At 43.4% G+C, this 18,657-nt stretch carries 12 protein-coding genes and 1 pseudogene; 7 read left to right on the top strand and 6 right to left on the bottom strand.

Going from position 1 to position 18,657, the window contains the following annotated elements:
* Positions 1–33: 33 nt before the first annotated feature.
* From V7K31_RS26320 to psbA, 4 genes are all read left to right on the top strand, one after another.
* Entirely contained in the window at positions 34–255 is a 222-nt protein-coding gene (locus V7K31_RS26320) for a DUF4327 family protein (protein WP_335098232.1), read from the top strand.
* Between the two features lie 1,340 nt (positions 256–1,595).
* Positions 1,596–4,016, top strand: coding sequence for a sucrose synthase (locus tag V7K31_RS26315; protein WP_335098229.1), 2,421 nt, complete (start codon positions 1,596–1,598; stop codon positions 4,014–4,016).
* Between the two features lie 28 nt (positions 4,017–4,044).
* Positions 4,045–7,089, top strand: coding sequence for a beta-phosphoglucomutase (gene pgmB / locus V7K31_RS26310; RefSeq protein WP_335098226.1), 3,045 nt, complete (start codon positions 4,045–4,047; stop codon positions 7,087–7,089).
* A gap of 439 nt (positions 7,090–7,528) precedes the next feature.
* The gene (psbA, locus tag V7K31_RS26305; protein WP_334781095.1) at positions 7,529–8,611 is read left to right on the top strand and encodes a photosystem II q(b) protein; all 1,083 of its coding nucleotides are present in this window, start codon (positions 7,529–7,531) and stop codon (positions 8,609–8,611) included.
* 96 nt (positions 8,612–8,707) lie between these two features.
* On the opposite strand, the gene V7K31_RS26300 is transcribed toward psbA, so the two are convergent.
* Positions 8,708–9,388 (bottom strand): RibD family protein, encoded by a 681-nt coding sequence (locus V7K31_RS26300; protein WP_335098223.1) that lies wholly within the window; start codon positions 9,386–9,388, stop codon positions 8,708–8,710.
* Between the two features lie 184 nt (positions 9,389–9,572).
* On the opposite strand from V7K31_RS26300, the gene V7K31_RS26295 reads away from it, so the two are divergent.
* Complete coding sequence (locus V7K31_RS26295) at positions 9,573–10,946, top strand: DUF2252 domain-containing protein (protein ID WP_335098221.1); 1,374 nt, start codon at positions 9,573–9,575, stop codon at positions 10,944–10,946.
* Between the two features lie 289 nt (positions 10,947–11,235).
* Here the strand turns inward: V7K31_RS26295 and V7K31_RS26290 are convergent, their stop codons facing one another.
* On the bottom strand, positions 11,236–12,120 hold the full coding sequence (locus tag V7K31_RS26290; protein WP_335098219.1) for a succinate--CoA ligase subunit alpha: 885 nt from the start codon (positions 12,118–12,120) through the stop codon (positions 11,236–11,238).
* 37 nt (positions 12,121–12,157) lie between these two features.
* Complete coding sequence (locus V7K31_RS26285; RefSeq protein WP_335098217.1) at positions 12,158–13,384, bottom strand: succinate--CoA ligase subunit beta; 1,227 nt, start codon at positions 13,382–13,384, stop codon at positions 12,158–12,160.
* A gap of 649 nt (positions 13,385–14,033) precedes the next feature.
* Here V7K31_RS26285 and V7K31_RS26280 point away from each other — a divergent pair.
* Together V7K31_RS26280 and V7K31_RS26275 are read left to right on the top strand one after the other, a co-directional pair.
* Positions 14,034–15,848, top strand: coding sequence for a hypothetical protein (locus tag V7K31_RS26280; RefSeq protein ID WP_335098215.1), 1,815 nt, complete (start codon positions 14,034–14,036; stop codon positions 15,846–15,848).
* An 805-nt stretch (positions 15,849–16,653) separates the two neighbouring features.
* Positions 16,654–16,875 carry a ferredoxin-thioredoxin reductase variable chain gene (locus V7K31_RS26275; RefSeq protein ID WP_442941385.1) on the top strand — a complete coding sequence of 74 codons (222 nt, stop codon included), beginning with the start codon at positions 16,654–16,656 and terminating at the stop codon, positions 16,873–16,875.
* A gap of 5 nt (positions 16,876–16,880) precedes the next feature.
* On the opposite strand, the gene V7K31_RS26270 is transcribed toward V7K31_RS26275, so the two are convergent.
* From V7K31_RS26270 to V7K31_RS26260, 3 genes and pseudogenes are all read right to left on the bottom strand, one after another.
* Positions 16,881–17,102, bottom strand: coding sequence for a hypothetical protein (locus V7K31_RS26270; protein ID WP_335098213.1), 222 nt, complete (start codon positions 17,100–17,102; stop codon positions 16,881–16,883).
* A gap of 53 nt (positions 17,103–17,155) precedes the next feature.
* Positions 17,156–17,968 (bottom strand): annotated as a pseudogene (locus tag V7K31_RS26265) (YdcF family protein).
* 113 nt (positions 17,969–18,081) lie between these two features.
* Complete coding sequence (locus V7K31_RS26260; RefSeq protein WP_335098211.1) at positions 18,082–18,588, bottom strand: hypothetical protein; 507 nt, start codon at positions 18,586–18,588, stop codon at positions 18,082–18,084.
* Positions 18,589–18,657 lie beyond the last annotated feature (69 nt).

Raw genomic sequence — 18,657 nt, 5'->3', positions numbered from 1 at the left:
TTAATTCCTTGATTGAAAACAAAGGAACGACCTATGAACACTACGGTTAAATACGACATTGAGGTTATCAAGGAAGAAGCACTTCAACTTGTTAAAAAGAGACTTGTTAACCGTCAACAGCCAATTTATACCCTCTGTAAATATATTCCTCATGATGACTGGGTTAATTTTGAACTTGAATTAGAAAAAAACGAATTTCTACTCAGAGATAGAATTATCGACCTACTGAATCACGAATCGTGGGAAGACGATTGAGGCTGCATTTATAAGCTGAACCTCATTAGCAGCATCCCAATAAAATCAAAATTACAAATAAATTTTTCCGCACTAAAACCCTCAAGTTAAGTCGGGGTTTAGAAACAAGAGATTATTAAAGTAAGTAATAAATCTTGATGGATGCGTTAGGTACTTGAAAAGAGGAGAGAACCACCGCTAGCGTAGCAATACTTCTCTGTTAAAGAGGCTACGGTGTACACATACAGCAGATTGCAACAAGCGCCTCTGTACAGATTATTGTCAGGGCACAAAAATGTTGTGCCTCATTTACCTGAAAAACGCTGTAAGTCCTAAAAACCCAGCTTAATCAGGCTTTGCTTATTCCCAGACTTCACAGCGTTTCATCCTATAGTTAGATGCGAAGGTTAATTAACACTAAATACACTTGGGTTAAGGATAATCGGAGGTTGGGTTGAACATTCGTGTTACCCAACAAACCCTCGAAAATGTTGGGTTTCGTTCCTCGAACGCCACTTGCAACTCCTGTGGACAGACGCGCAAGTGACAAGTCGGGAAACCGCAAGGGCGCAGTGGCTCCCCAACCTACGCAGTTTCAGATTTTTGAGGCTAACCCAAGCGTATTGAATTAACACTAGGCTAAAAGTTAACAATTACTACCAAATGTTAGCCAACAGTAGCTTAGCTAAAGCTATAGCTGATATGGGCTTTTATGAATTTTGTAGATAGTTAGCATATAAAACTCAACTATAGGACTCCTACTTGATTTTTGAACAAAATTAGGTATTGTAGGGTGTGTTAGAACGAAGTTCGTAACGCACCATTATCAAGGGTTTGGTGCCGTACTCTCCTTGCTAACACACGCTACATATCTTTTCATAAATCAAACCGGATTCCTATATATGGTAACAAGTTAATAATTGTGGATAGATTTTATCCCAGTAGTAAAACTTGCTCTTGCTGCGATGCCTAAGCTTGCGTTACCCTGAGTCCTTCGGCAAGCTCAGGGTAACACTTCCCGAAGGGTCCAAGGGTAGTGAGAAAAAATTATCTCTATCACTCTCACAACGAATATTCAACTGTGAACATTACAGTTTTAAGTCTGGCAGAGGTTTGAATGCTGCGATTAATTTAAGTTCATATCATATGTGGCTAGATTAGTCGTATTAGCCTGTGGACTGGATAGTACCGACACTCGCAGGAATAAACAGAAAAAAAACTGGTAATTGTTAATAATTGTTAGTGTTTTTGCATCGGTTGTTATGGTTATTTACTATTGTGGGGGAAATGTACCTCACAGAACTGGAGATCGGAGAGAAAAATGAGGTCGTGACCTAGCTAAATTTGTGGAATTGGTCATCATGTATGAATTAGTTCAAGGTGTCTTCAACACTGATGAAAAAACTGATTTGCATCAGTTGCTTTATGCGTTGAGGGCTTCAGGTAAGCGTTACTTCCTGAGAAATGAGATTTTGCAAGCTTTTGGCGACTACTGTCATCAATCCCAAAAGCCAGCCTATTTTTATCACTCTTCTTCTGTTGGCAAACTGATACATTATACTCACGAAATAATTCTTGAAGAGGAAAGTCTTTGGTTGGTGGTTCGGACTAGAATTGCTAACCAAGAAGTTTGGCAGCTGACAGCCGACTTGAGCAAGTTCGAGCAGATGACACCTCAAGCGCTGCTAGATGTGAGAGATCGCCTCGTGAACCGTTACCAACCCCACATCCTCGAAATCGACCTCCACCCCTTCTATGAGAGTTCCCTAAGAATCGACGATGCTAGAAATATCGGTCAAGGTTTAGCCTTCCTCAACCGTTACCTGTGCAATCAATTGTTGACTGACCCCGAATATTGGTTAGAAAAGTTATTTCAAGCATTACATGGGCTGCAATACGATGGTATTCGCCTCTTATTTAGCGATCGCATTGACTCCGGTATTCAGTTAGCCAAACAAATTAAGCAAGCGCTGAAATTCCTGAGTGAGCTTGAGCCTGATGAACCCTATGAAAAATTTAGCTTTGACTTCCGAGAACTAGGCTTTGAACCGGGTTGGGGTAACACTGCGGCGCGAGTCAGGGGAACCCTAGAACTCCTGGACAGACTCATTTACTCCCCAGAACCTGGCATCTTAGAAGCATTTGTGGCCCGCGTCCCTGCTGTTTTTCGCGTCGTCCTCATTTCCGTCCACGGTTGGGTTGGACAGGAAGATGTTTTGGGAAAAGATGAAACATTTGGTCAAGTTATCTACGTCCTCGAACAAGCTCGCAGCTTAGAAAACGAGCTGCGTGAACAAATCAAACTCGCTGGCCTCGACCAGCTAGGCATTAAACCCCATGTAATTATTCTGACTCGGCTAATCCCTAACTGTGAAGGGACATTTTGCAACCTGCGGTTAGAAAAAGTCCAAGATACTGAAAATGCTTGGATATTGCGGGTTCCTTTTGGTGAATTTAATCGGGAAGTTACTAACAATTGGATTTCTAAAGTTGAGATTTGGCCTTATTTAGAACAATTTGCTCTAGATGCACAAAGAGAATTACTAGCTCAATTCCAGGGCAAACCTAATCTGATCGTTGGCAATTATAGCGACGGTAACTTAGTAGCCTTTATCTTATCTCGCCGGATGAAAGTCACCCAGTGCAACATTGCCCATTCTTTGGAAAAGCCTAAATATCTATTTAGCAATTTATATTGGCAAGATTTAGAAGACCAATATCACTTCTCGGTACAATTTACCGCCGATTTGATTAGCATGAATGCAGCCGACTTCATCATCACATCGTCCTATCAAGAAATTGTCGGTACACCCGACAGCACAGGTCAATATGAGTCGTATAAATGCTTTACGATGCCGCAGTTGTATCATGTGGTTGATGGCATTGATTTGTTTAGTCCTAAATTCAATTTAGTGCCGCCAGGAGTAAATGAGGATATTTTCTTTCCCTATAGCCAAAAAGAAGACCGAGATTCTGACTTTCGCACACAAGTCCACGAACTACTCTTTGTCCGCGAAGACCCCCAAATCTTTGGTAACTTAGATCACCCTAATAAGCGACCAATCTTTGCCGTTGATACCATCACTTCAATCAACAATCTCACTGGTTTAGCTGAATGCTTTGGTAAAAGTCAAGCGTTGCAAGAGCGTTGTAACCTGATTATCTTAAGTAGTAAACTGCATCCAGATGAAGCTATAAACCGAGAAGAAGCAGAAGAAATTCAAAAACTATACGACATTATTGATCAATATCATCTTTATGGCAAGATTCGCTGGGTGGGAATGCGTATCTCTAGCAGTGAACTCGGCGAAGCCTACCGGGTAGTTGCAGATTCCCAGGGAATTTATGTCCATTTTGCCCGCTTTGAATCCTTCGGACGGAGTATTTTGGAAGCGATGATTTCCGGCTTGCCTACTTTTACTACTAAATTTGGCGGTTCTTTGGAAATTATTGAGAACCAAGAAAATGGATTTAATGTTAATCCTACAGACTTAGAAGGAACAGCAAATAAAATTTTAGACTTCCTTAAACAATGCGATACTCATCCTGAACACTGGCAGGAAGTATCAGAATGGATGAGTCAGCGAATTCATAATAGATACAATTGGCGTTTACATAGTAATCAATTACTACTACTTGCTAAAATGTTTAGTTTTTGGAACTTTGTTGCTCCAGAAAATAACGAAGCCAGAGATCGCTATATGGAAGCCTTATTTCATCTCATTTATAAACCCAGATCCGAAAAGATTTTGGAAAAGCACATGAACGTAATTCGTAATTAGTCTGTCCCCACTCGCCACTCTCCACTTTATGCAAACAAAAGGTCGTTCTCGCCATTTTATCTACACAGACTGGATATTAATCGAAACCCAGTTTGACCCTGAGCAATTACACTCCAAAGAAACAGTTTTTACAATCGGCAATGGATACCTAGGAACAAGGGGGAGTTTTGAGGAAGGTTATCCTCATGCATCGCCAGCTACTTTTATCCACGGTGTCTACGACGATGTACCAGTGGTATACACTGAACTGGTAAATTGCCCTGACTGGCTATCCTTGGTAGTAATTGTGAATGGCGATCGCTTCCGTCTCGATCAAGGTGAGATATTGCGCTATGATCGGCAGCTTGATTTACGCTACGGACTTATCAGCCGTTCCTTGCGTTGGCGCTCTCCCAGTGGAAACACCATAGACATCAGCTTTGAACGCTTTGCTAGTCTTGCAGATCCCCATGTGTTGGCGCTACGCTGCCATTTAACGCCAGTAGATTTTGATGGGTTAATCGAAGTTCAAGCTAGTATCAACGGCTATCCAGAAAATCAGGGTTTCAATCACTGGGAAGGACTAGACCAGGGCAAGACTGACCAAGGAATCTGGTTACAACGCTCCACCCGGAGTTCCCGAATTGAACTCGGTATGGCGGCTAAGGTGAGAATATTAGGCACTGAAACTGAAGCATCTTTGCAAGTCAATACCGCCCCTGGTTATCCGAGCTTGAATACAACCTTCTTGGCGAAAGCTCAACAGACCGTAACTGTGGAAAAAATCGTGACAGTTTTTACCTCGCGGGAGATTGAAACACCAGTTTCAGCAGCTCAAGAAAAACTCGCCGACTTGTCAGACTACGCAACATTACTAAAAGCCAATGAACACGCATGGCATGAGGTTTGGCAGCAAAGTGACATCCTCATTGAAGGGGATAGCACAGCTGCTTTTGCTGTTCGCTACAATCTGTTTCAGCTGCTGATTGCTGCTCCACACCATGATGACAAGGTGAGCATTCCGGCGAAAACTCTTTCGGGGTTTGGCTATCGCGGTCATATCTTTTGGGATACAGAAATTTTTATGCAACCCCTGTTTCTGTTTACCCAACCAGCGATCGCCCGTAACTTACTCAGTTACCGTTGGCACACTTTGAATGGAGCTAGACGCAAGGCAGCTCATTATGGGTATAAAGGGGCAATGTTTGCCTGGGAAAGTGCTGTTACCGGAGATGAAGTTACACCACGTTGGGCTATCGGCAGTGATTTTTATGGTGAAGACGTGCGGATTTGGTGCCGCGATCAAGAAATCCATATCAATGCAGATATCCCCTACGCCATTTGGAACTACTGGCAAGCCACTGGTGATGATGACTGGATGCAAAAGCGTGGCGCAGAGGTGATCTTGGATGCCGCGATCTTTTGGGGTAGCCGGGTTGAATTCAATCCGCAGCGCCAAAAGTATGAAATTCGGGGAGTGATCGGAGCGGATGAATACCATGAATTCGTCCACAACAACGCTTTTACAAACCGCATGGCGCAATGGCATTTAGAGAAAGCGATCGCAGTTTATGATTGGTTGGTTGACAATTTCCCCGAACAAGCCACCGAACTAGAAGAGAAACTAAAGCTGACCCCCGAAGAGCGATCGCACTGGCAAGATATCATCGCCAAAATATTGTTTCTCTATGACCCATCAACAGAACTAATTGAGCAGTTCGAGGGATTTTTCCAATTAGAAGATATTAACTTAGCAGACTATGAACCACGCGATCGCTCCATGCAACCGCTCTTGGGTATTGAGAAAATCAACAAATGTCAAGTACTCAAGCAGCCAGACGTATTAATGCTCTTATATTTAATGCGAGAATCAGCAGATTTTCCCTACAACGAAAAAACATTGCAGACAAGCTGGGACTACTACGCACCCCGCACCGATATTACCTATGGTTCGTCCCTTGGACCAGCAGTTGAAGCCATTTTAGCTTCAGATTTGGGTAAATCAACCGAAGCTTATGAACTGTTTATGCGGGCGTTAATGGTGGATCTTGAAGATAACCGAGGTAACACCAGCGATGGAATTCACGGCGCTAGTGCTGGTGGCATTTGGCAAGCTGTAATTTTTGGGTTCGGCGGCATCCAACTTACCGAAAATGGCCCTGTAGCCAACCCCCACCTCCCACCGGGCTGGACGCGCCTGAAGTTTAAACTGCACTGGCGCGGGAAATGGCACGATTTCGATCTGCATCAGGGACAAGTCGCCCAAGATATCACTCGTCAACTAGAATATCTCCAACTTTCTCTTTCTGCAAATCCCCCAAATTTCGACTCAGAAGTTTCTGATCCCTCTGGTTTGCCTGCTTTCTCATCCCCCCTAGTCCCCATTACCCCTTATCCCCAGAGGGAACCCCACCTTCCCCACAACCCCAACATCCAAGGATTCATCTTCGACCTAGATGGTGTCCTAACAGATACAGCAGAACTTCACTATCTAGCTTGGAATAAGCTAGCAGATGAAGAGGGTATACCGTTTAATCGAGAGGCTAACGACGCGCTGCGGGGTGTATCCCGTCGTGCTTCCCTGATGCTGATTCTTGGGGATAGACGGTATTCTGAAGCACAAATCCAGGAGATGATGGAGCGGAAGAATCGCTATTATGTGGAATTGATGCAAAACATGACAGCCAAGGATTTGTTACCAGGCGCGATCGCCCTCTTGGATGAACTGCGGCAAGCTGGGATTAAGATTGGTATTGGTTCAGCTAGCAAAAATGCCCAGACAGTGATCGAGCGATTGGGCATTGCCGACAAAGTAGATGCGATCGCTGACGGTTATAGTGTAGAGCAACCCAAGCCAGCACCCGACCTATTTCTGTACGCAGCCAAGCAGCTAGGAGTCGAACCAGGGCAATGTGTAGTTGTTGAAGATGCCGCAGCAGGTGTTGATGCAGCTCTAGCTGCTGGTATGTGGGCAGTAGGACTGGGACCTGCTGAACGAGTTGGAGCCGCTCATGTTGTTTTGCCCAGCCTAGAAGGCATCAAATGGGCAGATTTAAGAGGCAAATTAAGCAACATTCCCAGACAAAAACAGTGAAGTACCTACCACTATATTGGCATCCCCATGCCTAAAGGACGGATGTGCCCTGCTGCGTCGGTCACATCCTCATGGGCTTTCTGCTCTATCTATATAGTCGTAAACAAGCCATTACAGTAGAATTCAAGTATTTGAACCACACTATGTCTGCTGGTTAGAAGTTTCTGTGTTTAAAAGTATCATAAGCTACAAAAGCTCTAGCGTAGGCGCAGCTCGCCCCAGGCATCGCACTTTGGGAAAAACTTTTTGGTTTACTGGTGTTCAATGTATTTGGAACACCCGCAAACACTAAATATAAGTCTTTGATAAGTAAAATTAATAGTTTGTATCAGCTTTACTGAAGTAATAAAACTTGATTAAAAATTGTAAAGCGGTGTAGAGTATTTTCACAGGCGAAAACAAAACCGCCTGATTCATAAATAACCGCAATCATAAAACCATGACAACAACCTTACAACGTCGCGAAAGCGCCAACGTATGGGATCGATTCTGCGAATGGATCACCAGCACAAACAACCGTATCTACATCGGTTGGTTCGGCGTAGTAATGATCCCCACCTTGCTAGCAGCCACCGCCTGCTTCGTAATCGCTTTCATCGCCGCACCTCCAGTAGACATCGATGGTATCCGTGAACCCGTTGCAGGTTCCTTAATTTACGGAAACAACATCATCTCTGGTGCAGTAGTACCTTCCTCCAACGCTATCGGCTTGCACTTCTACCCAATTTGGGAAGCAGCTTCTCTAGATGAGTGGTTGTACAACGGCGGTCCTTACCAATTGGTAATCTTCCACTTCCTGATTGGCATATTCTGCTACATGGGTCGTGAATGGGAACTATCCTACCGCTTAGGAATGCGTCCTTGGATTGCGATCGCATATTCAGCTCCGGTTGCAGCAGCATCCGCAGTATTCTTGGTATACCCCATCGGACAAGGTTCCTTCTCTGATGGTATGCCTTTGGGTATAAGCGGAACATTCAACTTCATGATCGTGTTCCAAGCAGAACACAACATCTTAATGCACCCCTTCCACCAATTAGGTGTAGCAGGTGTATTCGGCGGAAGTTTGTTCTCTGCAATGCACGGAAGTCTGGTAACTTCTTCCTTAGTTCGTGAAACAACCGAAACCGAATCACAGAACTACGGTTACAAGTTCGGTCAAGAAGAAGAAACCTACAACATCGTTGCAGCCCACGGCTACTTCGGTCGTCTAATCTTCCAATACGCTTCCTTCAACAACAGCCGCAGCTTGCACTTCTTCTTAGCAGCATGGCCTGTAATCGGCATCTGGTTTACCTCCTTGGGTGTAAGCACGATGGCGTTCAACTTGAACGGTTTCAACTTCAACCAATCAATCATTGACTCTGAAGGTCGTGTGATTGCGACTTGGGCAGATGTAATCAACCGGGCTAACCTGGGTATGGAAGTAATGCACGAGCGCAATGCTCACAACTTCCCCCTAGATTTGGCTGCTGGTGATTTTGCTCCTGTAGCTCTTACCGCTCCTGCTATCAACGGTTAATTCTGAAGTTTAGCTAAATAATAAAGCGCTCTCCCAGATTGGGAGGGCGCTTTTTAGTATCAACGTATAATAGCGCTTAATTTTAGCAGCCCCTTCTCAGTTGAGTGTACGGTAGTGTAAAAACAACTCACTTCCAACCTGACGAGTTTCGATGAGTTGGAGATGAGGAGCAGCATTGGGAACAAAACCCTCTCCCTCCACTGGGGTAGGGGCGTGCTTTCCTCCATAAATGACAGGCCAAATTGTCAACCACCAATCGTCAATTCGCCCAGCCTCTACTAGAGCAGCTGTTAAAGAGCCGCCTCCCAAAGCCACGACTTTGTGAATACCCCGCTCTGCCATCAAGCTGTAGGCCCGATCCCAGTCCAGGTCTGTATCTCCCAAATCAATTAATTCAGCCAGTTTTTGCAAGGTTGTTGCATCAGAATTGCGCTCCAAACCAGTCCGTGTGGTAAATATCCATCGCTGAAGATCCTGGCTTAAAAAAGGCAAGTCCAGCGATAGGTCAAGAGAACCTGAGACAACGCAGGTAATGGGCTGGGGAGGCTGACCCCGAACGTTACGTGCTGCCAACAGTTCGGGATTACGAATTGTAAAGCTTACCCCTTCAGCCCGAATCGTCCCTGCTCCTACCAAGATTAGATCGGCAAGGGAGACTTGATACTCCAGGTGTGCTTGATCAGCTACATCGGAATCACGGGGTGCTTTCGGATCTACGGCGCTAATCTTTCCATCGGCCGTCATGGCAAGAACCACAGTTGTTTGAATAGCTGACATGATTACGTTCTGATGGTTCTTTATAATTTTACCTTTTTGAATTCTTTGCCATTAATAGTTGTTGCATTGTGCTTTAAATCACTTTCTAAGTTATGGTTCAAAGTGGTAAAAGAATTGTTGTTGGATGATTGCCTTTACACAAGAGTCTAATAACAGTCAACTTTTTTACACCTAAGAGACTGTCATGCTCAAATACATATCTGCGATCGCATTTATCTTAATTTTAATTTTAGTGTTTGCATCTCCAGTTCAAGCTGCAACTCCCCGTTCAACTTGGGTGGAGAATGAAATTTACCAATATAACCATCCCTTTGCTTCTCAATTGCCTCAAGAACTGGCAACGAAGATGCAAAAGATGACAGTTAGCCCCTTTGCCTTTTATCGAGGGACGGCTCACATTTTTTATCGTGATATGCATACCTTGCCAAATTCAGGATTTGTAAATTCTTCAACCTCAGCCATTTGGTTAGAGGGAGATATGCATCTGCAAAATCTTGGGGGGATGAGAGATAGCAACGACAACAACGTTTTTGACACCACTGACTTTGATGAAGCCTATCTTGGCCCCTACGTTTGGGACTTGCGACGGATGGCAGTCTCCATTCTATTGACAGCTAAAGAGAACGGTCTTAGCTCAAGTGATGCTCAAGATATTCTCCGAAATTTCTTGGATGCTTATCTGAATAAGATGAGTGACTTTAAGGGAACCAATGATGAACTGTCATACCGTTTGGAATCCAGTAATACGAACGGTGTGGTCAAAGATTTGATTCAAAAGGCATCAAACAATAGCCGTTCTAGCTTGCTAAGTAATTACACACAGTTAAATAAGAGTAACAATCGAGTCTTCCAGACAACCTCGGAACTCCAGCCTGTATCCAACAGCACCTATTCCGACATTGCTGGGGCGATGAGCAGCTACATCACCTCAATTCCTAGCAATAAGCGCTATAACGATAGTTACTACACCCTCAAGGACATTCGGCTGAAATTAGGTTCAGGCACTGGTAATCTTGGTAAGTACCGATATTACTTGCTGATTGAGGGACCAAGTTTAGCAGCCGACGACGATCGCATTTTGGAGATGAAGCAGGAAGGCAGTAGCGCCGTGGCGATCGCAGTTCCAGGTCTGCTGCCAACTTCAGTTTACGGGAACCAAGAGGGGTCGAGAGTGACAATCGCCATGAAGGCGATGCTCTCCAATACTGATCCCTTGGTTGGCTACACTACGGTCAGTAGCATCACCTTTATGCTACATGAAAAATCACCCTACCAAGTGGACTTTGACTATACTTTGCTAACCACTAAGTCAAAATTCATGGATGCGATGGGGTATGTAGGCAAAGTCGTTGCCAAGAACCATGCAATCTCTGATAAGGACTATGATGCTGCGATTATTCCCGTAAGCGTTGACAAAGAAGTGACTGACATCGTTAGCGGTAATAAGGCTGCATTCAAAGATGAGATCGTTAATTTTGCGGTGGACTATGCAACTCAAGTCGAGTATGACCACAGGAGTTTTGTAGATGCTTATAATCAAGGGGTGACACTCTACTAGAACACCGATTCAGTATTCAGAGATTGTCTTCATGGGTGAGACAAGGGAGAAACTTGCTCAACAATTCTTCCTTGTCCCTTTTCTCATTTACAGCAGAATTCAAGTATTTGAACCACATCTGTCGTAAGGGCACAGCATTGCTGTGCCCCTACCGCGTGGTTTATTTACCTGAAAATACCTGTAAGATTTTTAAGATTAAACGCACAGAAGCTTTTTGTAACATCTATTCATTAAAAATCGGTAGAGACGTAGTACTGCTACGTTTCTACATTCTTTTTCACGCCTATATTTATAAGTTAATCTCCTTTCTCAATAATTCTGGAATCTGAGAAGGACGTTCAGCTACTAAAACTTGCGCTTCTTTGAAAGCAGCTAATTTACTTTGGGCTGTGCCAAAGTTAGGATCGCGTCCGATAACCGTTGCTAAAGTCCCAGTTTGACGCCAAGTTTTTCCTGGTGGCGCTTGTCTACCTGCAATGTAGGCAATTACTGGTTTATCAATTGCCTCAGCAATGTACCGGGCTGCTGCTTCTTCACTACCACCACCAGGTTGACCGACTAAAACGATTGCCTGTGTAGTTTCATCCTCATCGAGAATTTGCAGCCATTGGAGAAAGGAGGAACCAACGATCGGATCACTACCAATACTGACACTAATCGACTGCCCCAATCCTGCTTTTGTCAATTCGTAAGCAACTTCGTAGGTGAGGGTGCTGCTACGACTAACGATCCCCACTGAACCAGGGGTATAAAACTCGCTAGGTTGAGTACCTAAAAGAATTTTTCCCGGCACAATGATCCCCGGACTATTTGGCCCAACTACCAAAGTTTCACAGGCTTCGGCTTTGCGGAGTAATTGCACCATATCCAAAGGTGGTACGCCAGCAGTAATAATAATGATTTGGCTAATATAAGATGCGATCGCTTCTAATGCCGCATCCAAAACGTCGTAAGGATCTACACAGATAATTGTCGTGTCAATTGTCCCAAATTGTTCTATTACTTCCTCTACTAAGTCAAATACTGGTAGTCCATGCAGTTCCTGTCCGCCGCATCCAGGATTGACACCGGCTACTAAATTCGTGCCATAAGCTTTCATTTGAGCAACATTAGTGCCTGATATAAATTCACAAAAGCCTTGAATTAATACTTTGCTGTCTGGCGTTAGGTTCATAAAAAATTACCGTAAGTTTGGCAACCCAGTGCCTTGACTACTTCTTATTAGCAGTTGGTTTAGCAAGACGAACTGCTGCCGCCACTGCCTCATCTAAATCTTCTACCACCAGGAGCGCATCGCTCTGGGTTTTTAGTGTTGCTAAATATTTTCTAGCAGCATTAAATTCAGAACCAGCAAGGCGGACAACTAAGGGTGAAAAATTCCGCTCTTGCCGACTTTTATTACCATTAGAATGTCCAACCTCTGATTTAAGTTCGCTGTTGTCTTGCTGCACAACTCTGGCTATAACTTCGGTCACTTCCTCAGTTTGAGGAATGGTACCCATAAAGTTAATTAATATTACTTGAATGCTTTTGTCAGCCTCCAGGATTTTCAGACCTGTCTTTAGGCGATCGCGGAAGGTAGTTGGTGTAGTATCTGTGAGGAAAGCATGACGTAGATTCAAACAAACACCTGGTTTGCCACCAGCATTAGCGACTAAATCCAAAGTTGCCATCACTGAACCAGTACCATTACCTAAAATACCAATTTTCCCATGCATTTGGACACCATCCCAGTCGCCCAAAATACCGTTGATTTCAGTACTGGTATGACGGCTGATAATTTTTGCCGCCATCTCGGCAAGATCGGGATGACGCTTGATCGCCCGTTCGTTGACTCTGACTTTACCATTAAGAGCCATAACTTGACTAGTCGCACTGACTGCCAAGGGATTTATTTCGACTAAATCCAAGTCTTTTTGCACAAATAACTGATACATCTTCTGGACAACGCTACTTACCGACTGCATCAGCGTCCCTTGCAAACCCATTTTCAAAGCCAGTCGTCGGGCATAAAATGGCGAGAATTCCTGATCTACAACGACATAGTGCATTTTTTCCCCAGCCGATTCCCAATCGATGTCTGCTTCTTTGCAACCTAAAAGTACTGGTCGGCAAACAGCTGTGTCTAAAACCACCGCCAGATAAAATTCCTGGTTGGCATCGTATTGGGATTCTGCCAGCACAACTTCCGGTAATTCGCCCCATATTGGTAAACTAAAGATATTTTGAGCAGCTGCTATCGCATCGATTGTCGTCTCTGCAAACCTGACGCCACCAGCTTTAGCCCGTTCGGCTCCATGTACTTGAGATTTCAGTACAATTGGAAAACGAATTTTTAAACGTTTCAAATCTGTAGGATGGTCAATTCGTTGCGAGGGCAATACAGGAATGCCTATCTTCCCAAACCATTCTTTAACTTGGTACTCTAATAAATCCATTGATACACCTTGTATTGACACTTTCCCAGCCTTTGCTTAGTGCTGTCTTAATATTTTGCAGCACCTTTATTGCAGAATTAAGCTTTTGGCAGCTATAAAAATTTATTTTTCACGGATCAATTTTATCGAATTCAGCAAATGCGGCACATTAATTTTGATAGTCAACCTGTTTGTGCCAGAGCCACAACACGTAATTAATCTCCCTAGTAAGTTTCCCAGCATAGAAGATAACTAGCATTTCTGTCAAAACCCTCTGACACACCATCCTTTTCTTAACCCTTGGATAATTTTGTCACAACTGCTCTGCAACCACAATTTTGTCGGGCAGTAGCTCCTGTGAATTTAATTGTCGCAACATAATCCAGTGAAAATACCCAAAAACTCTATTATTCCCATTTTTTATTTTTAATTTATATCTGAAGATAGATTATTTATTTTTGCATTTAATACTCTGAAAATGTAGCGGCACGAACAATAACTGCTTTTTTAATTTTTGGTGAAAAGTCAGAATTTGTGTTAGAAAGTTGGTCGTTCAGATTTTCAGACTGTGGTTGGTTAAACCGTGGATTTGCATTCAACAAACCTAAAAAGTTGATTTCATTCCTTTAAAGATAATCAAAACAATATAAAAATTTAGCGGGAAAGCTCTATGAAAGTAGCAGTCCAGCAGGAAGATTTACAGCTTTTAGCCAAAACTTTGCAGGAACAATTACTTGTAGAAGTCTCAACGTCTGAAGTCTTCGAGGTTAAGTGTGCCGTGAAGAAAGATGAGTTAATGATTTTAACGCAACACACATCAGATGTAATAGTTGATGCTCAACTAATTTTTGCAGTAATTGAGGAAGTACTTCAGTCTTTAGCACCCCACAAAGAGCAGAGGGTGCAATGTTTCCTCAGAGTTTTTGGTGAACAACTCCCTTATGCCAAATGTTTCTTAGCGTTGAAGCAGACGGGGGGATGGGGGGATGAGGAGATGGGGAGCAGGGAGAGCAGGGAGAGCAGGGGAGCAGGGGAGCAGGGGAGCAGGGGGGCAGGGGGAGATGAGGAAGCAATATCCTACTCATCTTCCTCATCCCCCTCATCGTCCTCATCATCTCTGACATATTTTCCATCAATCGATGAGACTAGAGAGGAGGAACCGTTTGACCCGTTTGCAGATGCGCCGAATTTGTCGGCTTCAAAGCCAGCATTCCAAGTCAAGCCTATCCTACTGAGTGCAGCATTAATGGGAATTGTAGTCTTAGGAGGTGGTACTTACTTATTGACTCGCCCTTGTGTGATGTCTGAGTGTAAAGAAATACAAACTGCCGAGGAATTAAAAACAAAATCTCCCCAACTGATGCGCCGCGCCAAGTCTGAAAAAGAATTAGTTGCTGTACAAGAGCAACTTGCAGCAGCCAGTGCAGCCCTGAATGTAATTCCTAGTTGGTCGCCCCGTTACCAGGTGTCAGAAGAACTAAAAGCAAGTTTGTCTGGACGAGCAGAAAAAATCAATCAGGTGGTCAAGGCTTTGCAGACGGCATCCTTAGCGGCACAAAAAGTTGGATATAGCCTAGAGGAATTACAAGCTAGGCAACACTTATGGCGACAGGCTATAGCGCCACTAGAAACTATAAGTTCCAGTAGTGAACTCTATGGATTGGTGCAAGGTCAATTACTTAATTATCGTGTCCGTTTACACGCTGTAAATCAACAGATATTTACTGAGGAAAAATGGCTGAAAAAACTCACAGCAGCAAAAGCTGTAGCCAACGCAGCCGAGAACCGGGAAACTACTGCGAAATCTTTGAATGAATGGCAAAAGGTGCAGTCTACTTGGCTGGTGGTAGTTAATGCCTTAAATACCATTCCCCAGACTAGCGCTGAATACCAAGAAGCCCAAAAGCTGCTGATAGATTATAAACCTAAACTAGTCGCAGCACGCGATCGCGCTACAAAAGAAGGATTTGCTGTTAAAACCTACCAACAAGCCGTTAGCACTGCCAAACAAGCCAAAGTTTATGAGCAACAAAAGCAATGGCAAGCAGCAGCGACATACTGGGATCAGGCTTTGCAAACTGCTAAAAAGGTTTCCCAAGATAGTTTGTACTACACTCAGGCTCAGTCTCTCATTGAACCCTATTCAGTAGCCCTCAAACAAGCACAAGAAAAACTCCAAGTTGTTAGTAGTTTGCAACAAACCCGCAGCGACTTAGATAAAACCTGTATTAATGGAATTCGGATTTGCACATTTACCATAGACAACACAAGAATTATTGTCCGGCTAACCCCTGAGTATGACCAAGTAAGGCAAAATAACTTAGCTAATCCTTATTCTAAGAACTCAGATACTGCTGTTGATGTCACCAATCACTTGCAAATCTTACGCGAAGCTTTAGCTGTAATTAGTGACAATGCCAACCTGTCCCTTTTCCTCTATGATTCCCAAGGTCAGGTAATTTATACGCGGACTTTAGGCGGGTAGAAAAGTTAGGAGTTCGGAATATATAAGGTATATGAGTAGCGCAAAAGATTAATAGCAATCTGTCGTTTCTTCCTTTATTCACTACAACAGAGTGTCCTATGGGAGCATCTCAGTTTTGTAAATATACCAGATGAGAAACAAGATTCTTGCTCCCTCTCCAAAGCATCCCAGAGGGTTGGGGTGAGGTTTTACAAGGCTTTTTACGAAACCAAGATTTCACGTCATCTGGAAAAGCCCACGAAACACCTAACCCCCTTCCCGCCACTCTTGTTGCACCTGGCTGACGTAAGGGGTTGGGGGTTAGATTTGTCTTGGATTCAACTGCACAACGCTATATTAGCGATTCTCATGGGCAAGGACAGAGTTAAACAGTGTTTAGAGGAGTGAGTGGGGCTAGTCGTGTGGTACTTCCTCGCTAGCAGGAATGTTGCAAAGGTCAGTTAGAAAAATTAAAAACCGTCCTTGGCTGGCAGGAACGGCTAAGATATTTTCTGGACGAATTGATTAATGATATGGACAAACAGTAAATTATGGATAGAAGTGGGGAGAAATTAAGTTGTAAAAAAACTTAAAAAAGTACGCACGGATTGCTAAGACGTGGGGCAGTCGCTACAACGGGGGAAACCCGCCTACAGCGCTGGACTCTCTGTAACGTGCTGCCTTGCGTGGACGCATAGGTTAAATCCGCCGTCTTACCCCGATGAAGCGTCAAGAAATAGCTGATTAAATCAAATTTAAAGCGATTTAATTATATATTTTGTACCAGATACTTGTGGAAAAGCAAATGCTAGGTGTAAATGTTGTTATGAAAGTTGGCGATCGCATCCGCGTTAAAGATTCGGTAGTAGTGTATCATCATCCTGAACATCGCAATCAGCCTTTTGACATCAAAGGCACAGAAGGCGATGTTATAGGTATTGCCACCCAATGGCGAGACAGACCAGTAAGCGCTAATTTGCCGATTGTAGTCCAGTTTAGTAAAAAGTTTAAAGCCCATTTACGTGAAAATGAGTTAGAAGTCATCTAAATCACTTATCGCCGGCGAAACCACTGGAAAATATTCAGTTCGCCGCGCATTCTTTTAAGCTCTTGGCGGTGCTGTTCTGCTGTTGTATAATACCATTCACAATAACGCTGAAACTCTGACCGTGACCTAATTTCGTCGTAAAACTGGTGGGTTGTTTGGTAAACGCCAAAAGCTTCCTCAACTTGGATTTGAGGAGATGGCATGATATAAGGTAAATTTTTAGACATAATGTTAATAAAGTTAGGAGTTAGAAGTTAAAAATTCATAATTCATAATTTGATTAAAGCCAACCGCGTAAGCGATAAACTAAAGAACCAATGTACTCTTTTAAAGCGCTGGTAAATTGGTGCAAGTTGTCGGTATCAGGTAATAAATTCAGTATAGCGGCTTTAGGAGTGCTGCCGAGTTCTTGCAACTCACCCTCACTCATCAGAAAGTCAGTGGGTGTAGGAATGGCATTGATTCCTTGACGCTGGAAAATTCTTAGCGATCGCGGCATGTGCATTGCCGAAGTAACTAATAATACCTGACGAATACCACGAGATGACAAAATTTTTCGGACATTTACAGCATTTTCGTAAGTATTCAGAGATTCAGGTTCCTGAACAATCGCCTCAGATGGAATACCAATAGATGTAAGTATTGTTGCCATATCTGCCGACTCTGGTGAACTACCTCCACGCCAATCAATGCGACCCCCGCTCAGAATGATTATAGGCGCTCTTTTCTGGCGATATAGTTGTGCAGCATAAATGACCCGTAGGTGTAGCCCAACCTAGGCATCGCCTGATTCACTCAAATCTACAGTAGGTCTTGGGAAAAAAGCTGATTTGGTTGCGCCACCCAAAACCACAATCGCTTCTGCAACTGGTATTTGAGCGAGTGGAAGATTTTGCCATTCTAGCGATCGCACTAATGATTTAGCGATCCAAGTATTACTACAAAATAGCAATAAAGTTAGAGCAAAAGCAATTGCGATCGCCGCAGTACGCGGTCGTTTCCACAACGTCACTAATGCTATTACCAAGCTTACACAGGCTAGTCCTAGTGGATAAAAAAATAGTGGCAGTAATTTGGATAGATATAAAAACATAGTGGGGAGTAGGGAGTGAGAATTTTAAATTTTAGATTTTAGATTTTGGATTAAATTTCAATCTAAAATCTAAAATCCAAAATCCAAAATTGAATTGCCCAATGCCCAAATTATTACTTTTCCCAAAACCTGAAATTGAAACTACTACCAGGAGTGCGACGGTAACGCCGGGCGGTTCTTCTTGTTTGGCGTTTGTTTATCCTCTCGTTCGTTGGTTCAACTTCGCCCTCTTCTGACTCTTCAACTTGCAACTGAGTTCTAGTTGTTTCCTTGCTTCCCCACCAAGCAGTAATCCAGCCTCCAGCGAAAGCGCCTATTCCACCTAGTAAGATACTCATAGGTGCTGGATACCCTAAATATACAAAGCCAAGCATGAAAAATAACCAGTATTTCAGTCCTGTATCGACACCATCAGAGGATGCTACAGTTGGTGCCTGGGCGCTATTACTGGTTACATTTGTGATCCAGCTTAAGATGAAACCGCCCATGATACCTAAGAATATGCTCAGGGCTGGTGCGGAGCCGGTCATTATTAATATAAATGTTAAAAATGCCCCAAATAACAACTGAGAAAAGAAGCTGGGAGAAATACTGAAAAAGTCGGTCTTTTTGTCTGCCATAGAGTAAAAAAAGCTATTAACTAATTACTAACTCGTAATTCTTAATTTTCGATTCAATTACGAATTACG

It is taken from the genome of Nostoc sp. (assembly GCF_036917675.1).
In the GTDB taxonomy this organism is placed as follows: Bacteria; Cyanobacteriota; Cyanobacteriia; order Cyanobacteriales; family Nostocaceae; genus Nostoc.
The sequence above is the reverse complement of the archived record's forward strand: the minus strand, read 5'-3'. Positions and strand labels throughout refer to the sequence as shown.